We start from the raw sequence: 12990 nt of genomic DNA, 5'->3' as shown, positions 1-12990 counted from the left end.
TCTTTATTTTTGCGTTATAATAAGGCTTTTAGACATAAAAGTAATATATGACACAAGAACCTGGACTCGATCTAGCAAAAAAATATTTTTCAACTCTGGCAATTTCTAAGGCCAGAAAAGTTCTCAGCCTTGGGAAGGTCTCACTTTCATTTAAGAAAGGAAGTCTTGATGGTTACCTCATCACAACAGGAATCATTAAAGAAGATCGCCCTTATGAGTCTAAGGTCGTCTATAAGAAAAGGCTTGAAGGAACAGATGAATCACCACTGTCAACATCATGTGATTGTCTAGAATGGACAAAAGAAAAGCACTGCCACCATACAGCTGCTCTCTTTATGTACTATATTGCAACAAATAACGACCAATCTGATACAAGCACTCACCTCCCTCCTATTGGTGGATACGGTGTTTACCCACTTGAGTACGGGACAATTATCAGTGGCCCGCACGAGTTAGAAAATGCGCCACATGGGCCGACTTACTCAACACTAAATTACTCATTAACGAATAAGAAAACGATTGAGTTTCCAATTCCTGAAAATCTCTCAGGAAAGTTAGTCTTTAATATCGCTCCAAATAAAGAACAAAGAGTTGATTTTCAAGATGACTTGAAATCTAGTATTCGCTTTGCCCTACTAGATGAGGAAGGTAAAACTCATCGTGATATCAGTATCTTTGAAAGTTTATATCTTTTTAATTGGGATACTGGTGAACTCTTTTCACTTCCAAGTGAACTAAAAGAGTTCTTCTCGACTCTAAGATCGAATTTATCAACATATAAAATCGATGATGCCTTAAATCTTGCCTACTCTGAAAGGCTAGAGAAGTACATCGCATTTGAAGTTGAGGGTAAGCAATTTGATATCACAAATATTGAGTCACCAGATTTAAGAATTTATATCAATAACTCTCAAAGAAAGGGTTATAACAATTTTTCAGTCGAGTTCTTCAATAAAGAAGAAAAGAGAACAAGGCCTCCACAGTTTATGGCCTCTCTTACATTTGAAGGTGGCTATCTCGATTTATTTCGCAAAAAGGTTGAAGCCTACCACTTCCTAAGAGAAGTTCAGCACTACTTTGAAACTGGTGTTGACGGCTATAAGAAGTCCCTTTCTGGAAAGTCGAAAAAGTCTTCATGGATTCGTCTAATTTCTGAAGTTGTTAGCAAAGACTATACACTTAGCTTTGATCACGAAAATCACAAGCTTTACAAATACGACAATAAGCTTCAACGTCTTCTATTTAAAGTCATGGTAACGGAATTTGGAGACCACTTCTTCCGCTACTCTTACCTATATCGAGATACAAACGAAGTTATTTTCCAAGTTTCAATGTCCCAAATCACTCAAGGCCTATCGAAACTATTTACAGTAACGAAGCCTTACGGTGTTGAGATTTTCTATAATAATAATGAAATTAAAAATTGGAACTCTCGTATTCGCTTTGAAAGAAAGCAAATTGGACGCTCGGGTTGGTTTGATCTTGAACTAGAAATCAATGACGTTGACCAAGAAGTACTTAAGAATGTCGACCTCGACAATAATATTGCTATTACTAAAGATGGTGTCATCTTATTAAATAATGAACAAAAAGATCTTTTGAAATTTGTTCAAAAATACACAAAATTTGAAGCAAAAGAAGAAGTTCAGGACGGAAAATTTAAAAAATTCATCCTACCTTTTTCTCGTGCCAGAATCTTTGAATTATTTGAACTTAAAAAGATTGGACTCGAAGGTGCCCTAACGGATGAAGAAATCGCACTTTGCGAAAGACTTCAAAACCTTGAAGGTATCCCTGACTACCCTATTTCAGAACATCTTGGCTCAACTCTTAGAGCATACCAAAAGACAGGTTATAACTGGCTTAAATTCCTTCATGAAAATAAGCTTGGTGCTTGTCTTGCCGATGACATGGGTCTTGGTAAGACTATCCAAACTATCGCCTTTATTGAAAGTATCTACGATAAAATTGATAAAGTTCTAATTGTTTGTCCAGTTTCCCTACTACTAAACTGGGAAAATGAATTTAAGAAATTCTCGGATATCGATGTTCACATCTTCCACGGAGCTGATAGAGAGCTTCCAGAAGATAGTAAAGCAAAAGTAATTCTAACTTCATATGGGATTCTTAAAAGAGAACTCGAAGCACAATTTGAAGAAACTAATTATGATGTTCTTGTTCTTGATGAGGTTCAGCACCTTAAGAATATGCGTTCTCTAGGGGCTTCTTCCGCAAGAAAGATCAATGCCGACTTTAGAATCTGCTTAACAGGTACACCTGTAGAAAATGATCTTGCTGAGTTCTTTAATATTATTGATCTAAGTATTCCTGGCATCTGGGGAGATTTAAGATTCTTAAGATCAAGCTCTACTCCTAAGTCGAGAGTATACGCAAGAAAAACGGCCGCACCGTTCATTCTTAGACGTACAAAGAACCAAGTTCTTACTGATCTGCCTCCTAAGATTGAAAACAGTGTCCTTCTTAGCTTTGATGAAAATGAAGAAGAATTTTACAAAAATAAATTACAATCAATTAAAGACAATATTCAAAATGCTCCTAAGAATAAGAAGTATGGTGAAATCCTTAAGGGACTTCTCGAACTTCGCCAGAGCTGTCTATGGCAAAACCATAATAATAAAACAACAAAAGACATCAGAAGTCTTTCATCAACGAAAGTTGATTATCTAATTGAAAGTTTAGAGCAAATTGTTGAAGAAGGTCACCAAGTTATCGTCTTCTCTCAATTTACAACATACCTTGATATCATTGGAACGGCCTTTGATGGCCAGTGCTGGAAGTACTCTCGAATTGATGGATCGATGAACGTTAAAAAGCGCCAAGCAGCAGTTGACGAGTTCCAAAGCGGTAAAACAAAACTCTTCCTAATCTCTCTTAAGGCCGGGGGTGTTGGTCTTAACTTAACAGCAGCAAGCTACGTCTTTATTATGGACCCTTGGTGGAACCCAGCGGTTGAATCGCAAGCAATCGATAGAGCTTATCGTATTGGTCAGAAAAATACTCTAAACGTATTTAGACCTATTATTAAAGGCTCTGTTGAAGAGAAGGTTTTAAAACTTCAAGAAATCAAACGTGAACTTTTCAAAGAACTTCTTCCTGAAGATGATGAAGAATTATTCAGTGGAAAACTCACAATGAAGGATTTTGAAGATTTATTTAACTAGGACTTCTTTAAGCGATTAACTTCTTCATGAACCGCTACTTTTAATTCATCTCGACAGAAAATAAAAGGCCCTGTCAGCTTCTTGCTGGAAAGATCCTTAATTTCATCAGAATGAATCCCTCTGGAATGGCAAATAATCACTCCAGCAGCGATGTCCCAAATATTCTTATCACGAAATGAGACAACACATTCAGCTGCACCAGCAGCAAGTAGTCCTAACTTAAAGGCAATAGATCCAAGTGGAGTAATTCTAAAGTTGTGCTTAAAGTCTAATTTATTAGCACCCTTCTCCCACTCTGAGCGCGAGATCATAATATTGACCGCCTCAGCGTGAGCATGACGACTTCCGAGCGGGTACTTAACATCACTCGTGATTTCAAACCCAGTAAATGGATTATAGATCCAGCCAAAGCTTCGATCATCGTTAATATCTGCTGAAAATAAAATGGCCAGGGAGACTGCACACTCACCATAGCCCTTTGCAAATTCACGAGTTCCATCAATTGGATCTAAGACAATCACAGGAAACTCAAAACTCTCTTGATCTTCTTCCGAAAAGAAATTGAAGTCAAAATTAGACTCATGAAAGACCTTTTTAACTTGGTCAGAAACAAAGATATCAAACTCTGTCACAATACTTTTGTCGGCCTTTCTTTCAATCGACATATCTCCCCACACCATAGTGTCGAGTTTAGTATGAATACTGTTTTTTATTTCTTCTAATTCTTTACGATACATTATTGATCCTAGCGGACATGCCTAACGAATGTGAAAGACAAACTCGTGTTTAAAAGTCTTTTCTTGCTCTAAATCAATCAGGCCTTCTTTCGTGTAGAAGTCATTATTAGAGTCTAGTGCATCTGTCACACCAAATGCCGGCGCAATCCTAACGAAATTAGCACCAGGATAAGTCCAAATTGAAAGATAAGGAATATTTCCTAAGTCTATATTAACCGACTTCTCGTTTAAAATATTCTTAAGAGCAACGCTCTTTGACTTAATATCCTTAAACACCATCTCCCCACCTCTAAAATTTTCTTGAGTGAAGAAAACACGACAGTCCTGAACAACCTTCTTATTATCGGCATCATGGAAGTTAACAAGATCATTTTCTAAGAAATAGGCTCCACGCTCTTCTTGAGTAGAGAACTCAATAAAGCAATCCTCGTGACCTTCTGGACCTAGTGGAACATTGAAAGTCGGAGCAAAACCTAGAGAGAAGAACATTTCTTTCTTATCTAAATTCTTTATAACAAATGAGACTGTAAGCTTTGGCCCATAAACCATATAGGTTACTTCGATACTATAGCGAAATGGAAAGATAAGCTCAGTGTCTTGGTTATTCGTATGAACAAAAGTGATTCTGTCCTTGCGTTGATTCTTCACTTCAAATTGGAAGTCTTTTAAAAAGCCATCTTTTTGCATGTGATAATACTTACGCCCTAGCCAATACTGGTCATCCTTAAGCTTTCCTACAATTGGAAAGGTAAGCTGTGGCTTCCAAGGATTTAGCGTTGGATGTCCTTGCCATAGATATTCAACATATGATTCAAGATCAAATATTGATAACAGTCCAGCTCCCTGCTTAGTAACAGAAACTCTAATGAACTCACTTTCTAAATGGTAAATCTGATCCTTATTCATCAAATTATCCTCTACTACATAATGATATCAGTTTTTGGCCCAACGTGAAACTCATAAGCAATTGAATATAGGCAATATATTTCATTGTGGGATAGATCCCTCATTTCAAATGTGAAAAAAGTCCAAATATATTATCCCCTAGGTTAAAAACTCTACAAGTTTGAAGCATAGCTGATGCTTAAAAACTTACTAATATCCTTCCTTCAAAATTATCTAAATATTCCATTTACCCAATTCATTCGAATTAACCTAAGGCCCCAGAAAAAGGGGCCCTCGCCTTTTCTTATTGCTCATAAATGATTAAAATAAGGTAACAAATTTACACATAGGGAAATACACGAATGAAAGTTATCGAGCATATCGACAAGGCAACAAACCCACTTTTTAGTTTTGAGATTGTACCACCACCAAGAGGCAAAAATATTTCGGCCGTAACAGATATTGTTAAGCAGCTTTTGCCATTCAATCCGGCCTGGATTGATGTAACGGCCCACTCAGCAGGTGCTTATTACAATGAAAAGAATGATGGTTCGGTAGAAAGAAAAATTTATAAAAAGCGTCCAGGTACAGTTGGTATTTGTGGAGTCATTCAAAATCGCTTTAAGATTGATACGGTAACTCACCTTCTGACTCAAGGATTTACAAAAGAAGAAACTGAAGATGCTCTTATTGAGCTAAACTACCTTGGAATTCATAACGTACTTGCACTTCGTGGAGATGCTCTTAACTATAATAAGAAGTACGACCTTTCTCGCCAAAGAAACTTCTACGCTAAAGACTTAGTCGAACAAATTGATAACGTAAAAAAAGGAATCTACCTTGATGAGATTTCTAATAGCTTACCGCTAGACTTTTCAGTCGGTGTAGCTGGTTATCCTGAAAAGCACTTTGAAGCACCAAATCTTGCAACTGATATTAAGTACCTCAAAGAGAAAGTTGATGCTGGTGCCGACTATATCGTTACTCAAATGTTCTTTGATAACTCAAAGTATTTTGAATTCGTTGATAAATGTCGCGAGGCCGGCATTACATGCCCAATCGTTCCGGGAATTAAAGTGATAAAAAGCATGGGACAACTTTCCAATGTTCCAAGACACTTCTATGTCGACTTCCCTGACGAATTTGTTAATGAAGCAACTGAGAATCCAGAACATATTAAGGAAATTGGTATTAAGTGGGCAAGAAAGCAAACTGAAGAATTATTAAGTGCCAATGTTCCTTCTGTCCACTTCTATGTCATGAATGACAGTGCTAATGTGACTGAAGTTCTAAAAGGTTTATTTTAATGAGCGATATTCGTAAAGAGCTAGAATCGACACTAAAGAGTAGAATCCTTTTCTTAGACGGTGCAATGGGAACAATGGTTCAACAGTATCATCTAACAGAAGAAGACTTTCGAGGAGAACGATTTCAAGAAACAAAAATCGACTTGAAAGGAAATAACGATTTACTGAACCTGACAAAGCCAGAAATTATTAAAGAAATTCATACGAAGTACCTAGCTGCTGGTTCAGATATTATTGAAACAAATACATTCTCGGCGACTCGTATTGCTCAAGATGATTATCACTTAAGTGAAATTGCTTATGAGCTTAATGTAGAGGCGGCCAAAATTGCAAAAGCGGCCTGCCTTGATTTTATGAAAGAAAACCCTGAGCGTAAATGCTTTGTAGCAGGAGCTCTGGGACCAACGAATAAAACGGCTTCAATTTCTCCAGATGTAAATAACCCAGCTTTTAGAGGAATTACATTTGATGAGCTCGTCGATAATTACTATGAGCAAACAAAGGGGCTTATTGATGGTGGAGCGGATCTTCTTTTAGCAGAAACTTCATTTGATACCCTAAATTTAAAAGCGGCCATCTTTGCCATGAGAAAGTATCTTGATGATCATAATCTTGATACTCCGATTATGCTCTCAGTAACGATTACTGATGCTTCTGGAAGAACGCTTTCAGGTCAAACTGTTGAAGCATTCTGGAACTCGGTTGAACATGCTAGACCTTTTAGTGTTGGAATTAATTGTGCTCTTGGTGCCAAAGAGATGCGCCCATATATTGAAGAGTTATCAAGAGTATCAGATTGCTTAATTTCTTGTTACCCAAATGCAGGTTTACCTAATCCACTAAGTGATACAGGTTATGATGAAAAGCCAAATGAAACAGCATCGCTGTTAGAAGAATTTGCTGAGTCAGGACTCGTCAATATCGTTGGTGGCTGTTGCGGAACAACGCCAGATCATATCAATGCAATTTATAACCACTTAAAAGAAATCAAACCACGTGAAAAACACGATCTACCTAAGACTCAACGATTATCAGGTCTAGAGCCTCTTAATCTTGAGTTTACTGGTGAGCGTCCATTTATCATGGTTGGAGAGCGTACAAATGTAACAGGCTCTCCAAGATTTGCACGTTTAATTCGTGAAGAGAATTTTGAAGCAGCTTTAGATATCGCCCGTCAACAGGTTGAAAACGGTGCTAATATTATTGATGTCAACTTTGATGAAGGTCTCCTCGACTCTAAAGCTTGTATGGTGAAATTTCTAAACCTAATCGCTTCTGAGCCTGATATCTGTAAAGTCCCAATTATGATTGACTCATCTAAGTGGGATGTCATCGAAGAAGGACTTAAGTGTATACAGGGAAAAGGGATTGTTAACTCAATTTCACTAAAGGAAGGCGAAGAAGTCTTCAAAGAACATGCAAGAAAAATCCTTCAATATGGAGCGGCCGTTGTTGTCATGGCCTTTGACGAGAAAGGACAAGCGGCTTCTAAGGAAGAAAAGGTTTCAATTTGCCAGCGTGCCTTTAAGATCCTCACTGAAGAAGTAGGATTCCCTGCAACAGATATTATCTTTGATCCAAACGTTCTAACAGTTGGTACAGGAATTGAAGAACATAACGACTATGCAATCAACTTCATTGAGGCCGTAAGAGAAATCAAAGAGACTTGCCCAGGCGCTTTAACAAGTGGTGGAATTTCGAATATATCTTTTTCATTTCGCGGAAATAATATTGTTCGCGAAGCAATGCATACCTCTTTCCTCTACCATGCAATTAAAGCGGGCCTTGACATGGGAATCGTAAATGCAGGAATGCTTGAAGTTTACGAAAATGTTGAACCTGAGCTTATGAAAAAGATCGAAGACGTGCTCTTTAATCGCTCAGAGAGTGCAACTGATGACTTAATTGAATATGCCGAAAAATTCAAAGGCGTAAAATCAAAGTCCAAAGAAGATGACTTAACTTGGCGCGAAGGAAGCCTTGGTGAGCGAATCACTCACGCACTTGTAAAGGGTATCGGCAAATTCATCGAAGAAGATGTCGAACAAGCAAGACAAGAACTAGGTATTCCTTTAAATGTAATTGAAGGTCCACTGATGGACGGTATGAAAGTTGTCGGAGACCTCTTTGGTGCCGGTAAAATGTTTCTACCTCAAGTTGTAAAAAGTGCCCGCGTAATGAAGCAGGCAGTAGCTTATCTTGAGCCATATATGGAAAAAGGTGCAGACGGGAAAAGTAAGAAGAACACATTTGTTATTGCGACAGTAAAAGGTGACGTTCACGATATTGGAAAGAATATCGTTGGAGTTGTACTGGCATGTAATGGATATAACGTCGTTGATTTAGGTGTCATGGTAAGCTGTGAAGATATTATAAAAGCAGCAAAAGAACATGAGGCTAAATTCATCGGCCTAAGTGGGCTTATCACTCCCTCTCTTGATGAGATGATTCACAACGTAGCTGAGTTTAATCGTCAAGGCCTTGAAGTCCCTGTACTAATTGGTGGAGCAACAACATCTAAAACTCACACTGCAGTTAAGATTGCACCAGAATGTACTAGTCCAGTTGTTCACGTTGGCGATGCCTCGCAAACGGTAGGAATCTGTAATAGTCTTTTAAGTGAAAAGCTAAAGGACGACTTCTTAAAAGATTTAAAAGATTCACAAAGAAGAACAAAAGAATATTTTGAAAATAAAAAAGACAGTGGCCAAGCTACTATTTCAATCGAAGCGGCCCGTGACCACTTAAGAGTTGACCCAACGAAAACTTTCGTCGACTTCACTCCTCCATTTATTGGAGCTAAGAAGTTTGATGATATCAGCGTTTCTGAAATTGCAAAGTATATCGACTGGTCTCCTTTCTTTTGGACTTGGGAACTAAAAGGGCTCTACCCTCATATCTTATCTCATAAAGATTATGGAGAAGAGGCCAAGAAGCTATACGATGAAGCACAAAATATTCTTGATGATATTATTGAAAATAATCGTTTCTCGCCAAAAGCGGTCTTAGGCTTTTGGCCAGCTTATGCAAAAGATGAAACTGTGACTCTTCTCGATGAAAATAAGAATGAATTTGGTACTTTAAATTTTCTAAGACAACAAAAAGAAAAGACACAAAAAGATCGTCCTTATCTCTCGCTTGCTGACTACATCCTACCTCAGGGAGAAAAACAGGACTTTATCGGTTCATTTGTTGTCACAATGGGTGATCAAGTAGAGAAATATGCTAAGAGTTTTGAAGACAAGGGCGATGACTATACATCAATTATGGTTAAGGCCGTTGGTGATCGTCTCGCAGAAGCCTACGCAGAGTTAATTCATGAAAGAGCACGTCAGTTGTGTGGAATTGAAGAAGAACGTAAGTTCTCACTTGATGAGCTCATTAAAGAAAAATACACAGGGATTCGTCCTGCTGCAGGCTACCCAGCATGCCCAGATCACACGGAAAAAGCAAAGCTATGGGATTATATGAATGTTAGAGAAAATACAGGAGCATATTTAACAGAAAATTTTGCGATGTATCCAGCAAGTTCAGTTTCTGGCTACATATTCTTTAACCCTTGTGCTAAGTACTTTAATATTTTAAATATTGCCCAAGACCAAATTGAGCTTTACTCAAAGGCCAAAGGTCAGGACATCGAAACAACAAAGAAATGGCTAAGGCCAATACTATAGGATTATAAAATGCATGTATGTATTCCATACCACAAAGTATTACCAGTAAAAACTTATGGCGGTGTTGAAAGACTCGTCTTTTGGCATATGAAAGAATTAATTAAATTTGGTCACCAGGTTACCTTTATCGGACCAGGGCAAAGCCAAGTAGCAGAATATGGTATCAACCATATTGCATGTGAAAAGATTGAAGAGTGGCAAAAATTCGTTCCAGATAATATCGATGTTATACATGGCTTTGATAACATAAAAGTTGATCTTGATATTCCTTACGTTATCAATATCGGAGGCAATGGCTTCCCAGGTGAAAAGTTCGACTTAAATACAGTATTTGTTTCAAAATCGCATGCTCGCCATCACGGTTCTACAAGCTATGTAAATAACTGTCTTGATATGAGTGAATACCCGGCCATTTATAAAGAAAGTAAGATTACTGAAATCAAAAGCCTACTCTTTCTTGCAAAGGCTTCTTGGCGAGTGAAAAACCTTCAACAATCTGTAAAGATTGCAAGACAAACTAATAAGCATCTCCACATTTGTGGTGGTGGTTCTAAGTTCTTTGGTTGGCACCCTTTAATTCACAACCATGGTATGGTTGGTGGCCAAGAGAAGTTAGATTATATGCGACAGTGTGATGCCCTACTCTTTGCTGTTCGTTGGCATGAGCCTTTCGGCCTTGCTATCATCGAAGCGATGACTCAAGGGCTACCAGTCTTTGGCTCAAGCTTTGGTTCACTACCTGATTTAATTGCCCCTGGCACAGGTCGTACATTCTACTCTCACGAAGAGATCATTGAATACTTTAATACAACAAAGGATGTCTATGATCGTGACTTTATTCGAGACTATGCAATCAAGAACTTCTCAATGGAAAGATTCACTTCTGACTTTATTGAAAAGTATGAAATTGTTATGTCAGGAAAAAAACTTAATGATGTAGAGCCTGAGTGGATTCACCCATTTAGAGCAGGAAAAAGGCTACCTTTCTAAGGTAGCCTTTAGTATTTTCTAAGATTTTACACTTAACTCATATAATTTCTTATACTCACCACCAAGAGTCATTAACTCCTCATGGCGACCTTGTTCAATCATTCTTCCATCTTTTAAGACAATGATTTTGTCATAATTTTGAATCGTTGAAAGCCTGTGTGCAACTGCTACAACTGTTTTATTTTTAGCAAGTTCATTAAGTGACTGCTGCACAACCTTTTCTGATTCATTATCAAGAGCAGAAGTTGCTTCATCGAATAAGAAGACATCATTATTTTGTAGGTATGCACGAGCAATTGTCAGACGTTGAGCCTGTCCTCCAGAAAGTCTTAGGCCACGATCTCCAATAACTGTTTCAAGTCCACTTGGAAGCTCATTTATATAATTTGTCGCATGAGCAACTTTCAATGCTTCTTGGATTTGCGCTTCACTTACTTCCTTTCCAAGAGTTAAGTTTTCTCTTACCGTTGTATTAAATAGAAAGATATCTTGTGATACAAGGCCAAAATAGTGACGTAGGGACTTTAAAGTGAACTCACTTGAGTCTGCACCATCAATCTTATAACTTCCCTTTTTAACTGGGTATAGGCCAAGAAGAACATTAATTAGCGTTGATTTCCCAGAGCCAGAAAGCCCAACTAGCGCAACCTTCTCACCCTTATTAATATCGAAACTTAAATCGTTAATTACCTGATGATCACCATATGAGAAATCTAAGTTCTTAAATGAAATCTTATCACTTAACTCAGAGTGCTCTTTTGTTCCCGAGTCTTCTTCATTGTCTACCTTTAAAAATTTAAAGATACGCTTTTCTGCTGCTTGGGCCTGGCTAATCTTAAGATTCGCTTCATTAGTTTTTCTGATCGGATCCTGGATCATGGCCATAATAGCAATAAAAGTAATAAACTCTCCTGTCGTCATTGCATTTCCAGTGATCTTTACCTGAGCAAAGACAATGACAGAAGAAAGAATTAACGTTGTCATAAACTCAACAAGAGGATGTGAAAACTGTCTCATCACTTCCGCTTTCATTTGAAAAGTAAAGAAGTCGTTTTGGTAAGACTTGAAGAAATTTCTTGTATAATCTTGAAGATTAAAGGCCTTAATAATTTTTTGTCCACCAACACCTTCGCCAATAACATGAGTCATATCTGAAAGTCTTGATTGTACATCAGCTTGGTGTGCCTTAACTCTTTTTCCAAAGAATCCAAAAATTAAAAGCATAATTGGAAGAAGTGCAAATGTGACAAGAGTAAGCTGCCAATCTAAGTAGAATGCATATCCTAATAAAACAATTAATGTGATTGGCTCCCTAATTAAAGTAAGAAGGCCACTAATACCTTGAGAGTAAATCATCGTATCATTTAAGATCGTTGAAATAACATCACCTTGTTTTGTTGTTGTATAAAAAGAAATTGGAATATCTTGAATCTTTGAATAGATCTTCGTTCTAATTTCACAAACTGCATCGTTCATTGCAAATTGCATCCAGTAAAAGTGGAAGAAACGAACTGGTAAATTAATAAGTGCAAGTAAACAAGCAAGGCCCACAATCCCTAGGATCTCTTCAAGTGTCGACTCTGGAGAAAGCCCCTTTGTAAAAAGAGGATTGATTAGCGCCATTTGACCACCTTTAATAAGCGCCATACCAATACCGAAAATCATACTTCCGATAACTCTGGCACGATGGCGATGAATCAATGGCCATATATTTTTAATAGTTTCAAACATGAAAAACCCTTGCTAAATTAGATATAGTTAACTTTGCTAGTTTAGAACAAAATAACTAGTTTGCACACCATGTTAGGCATTATGATTGAAAAGTATTTTAGAAGACTCAGAGCACAATACCCAGTGGCCTTCCTCTCAGATGCAAGGCTAAGTCTACTATTGGAGAATATTCACTCAGAAGAAGAATTGAAAATAATCTTTAGTTACCTACAAAAGCATCTAAAATCTTCACCAAGTCAGAAAGAAAATGGTGAACTCTTATTTAGCCTTATCGATAAAACTCAATACTCTGTTCGTGCTTGGATTGAGGCCATCCTCACATTTGATTCATGGCTAAAGGAAAATGAAAGAGAGACAGATTTTAAAACAATGATTGGCTATATCGAATGTTCTACTCTGTCTCCCGAAAATAAGATTTTAAAATATCAATTAAAAGAACTCGTTGCCAAAATGCTTAACGAGTTCGGCTATGTTGGTTAGTTTG

At 37.5% G+C, this 12990-nt stretch carries 8 protein-coding genes; 5 read left to right on the top strand and 3 right to left on the bottom strand.

The window, feature by feature from the left end; translation table 11 throughout:
- Positions 1-47 precede the first annotated feature (47 nt).
- A complete protein-coding gene (locus ABMA79_RS05595; protein WP_393057146.1) occupies positions 48-3182 on the top strand; it encodes a DEAD/DEAH box helicase in 3135 nt (1044 codons plus the stop codon).
- Here ABMA79_RS05595 and ABMA79_RS05590 read toward each other — a convergent pair.
- Positions 3179-3919 (bottom strand): inositol monophosphatase family protein, encoded by a 741-nt coding sequence (locus ABMA79_RS05590; protein ID WP_393090957.1) that lies wholly within the window; start codon positions 3917-3919, stop codon positions 3179-3181. The genes ABMA79_RS05595 and ABMA79_RS05590 overlap by 4 nt on opposite strands.
- A gap of 21 nt (positions 3920-3940) precedes the next feature.
- The gene (locus ABMA79_RS05585) at positions 3941-4825 is read right to left on the bottom strand and encodes a hypothetical protein (RefSeq protein ID WP_392858182.1); all 885 of its coding nucleotides are present in this window, start codon (positions 4823-4825) and stop codon (positions 3941-3943) included.
- A gap of 341 nt (positions 4826-5166) precedes the next feature.
- On the opposite strand from ABMA79_RS05585, the gene ABMA79_RS05580 reads away from it, so the two are divergent.
- From ABMA79_RS05580 to ABMA79_RS05570, 3 genes are read left to right on the top strand one after another with little or no spacing between them, the layout of a single operon-like run.
- Positions 5167-6111: a methylenetetrahydrofolate reductase gene (locus ABMA79_RS05580; protein ID WP_392858179.1), complete on the top strand. Its 945-nt coding sequence runs from the start codon at positions 5167-5169 to the stop codon at positions 6109-6111.
- The gene (gene metH / locus ABMA79_RS05575) at positions 6111-9785 is read left to right on the top strand and encodes a methionine synthase (protein ID WP_393090954.1); all 3675 of its coding nucleotides are present in this window, start codon (positions 6111-6113) and stop codon (positions 9783-9785) included. Before ABMA79_RS05580 ends, metH begins: the two co-directional genes overlap by 1 nt.
- A gap of 9 nt (positions 9786-9794) precedes the next feature.
- A complete protein-coding gene (locus ABMA79_RS05570; protein WP_393090952.1) occupies positions 9795-10775 on the top strand; it encodes a glycosyltransferase in 981 nt (326 codons plus the stop codon).
- An 18-nt stretch (positions 10776-10793) separates the two neighbouring features.
- On the opposite strand, the gene ABMA79_RS05565 is transcribed toward ABMA79_RS05570, so the two are convergent.
- Positions 10794-12506 (bottom strand): ABC transporter ATP-binding protein, encoded by a 1713-nt coding sequence (locus ABMA79_RS05565; protein WP_393090949.1) that lies wholly within the window; start codon positions 12504-12506, stop codon positions 10794-10796.
- Between the two features lie 69 nt (positions 12507-12575).
- Here ABMA79_RS05565 and ABMA79_RS05560 point away from each other — a divergent pair, with 69 nt between their 5' ends.
- Positions 12576-12986 (top strand): hypothetical protein, encoded by a 411-nt coding sequence (locus ABMA79_RS05560; RefSeq protein WP_392990059.1) that lies wholly within the window; start codon positions 12576-12578, stop codon positions 12984-12986.
- Positions 12987-12990: the final 4 nt, after the last annotated feature.

Source organism: Halobacteriovorax sp. HFRX-2_2, from assembly GCF_043196705.1.
GTDB lineage: Bacteria > Bdellovibrionota > Bacteriovoracia > Bacteriovoracales > Bacteriovoracaceae > Halobacteriovorax_A.
This window is presented reverse-complemented; position numbering and strand designations above follow the sequence as displayed.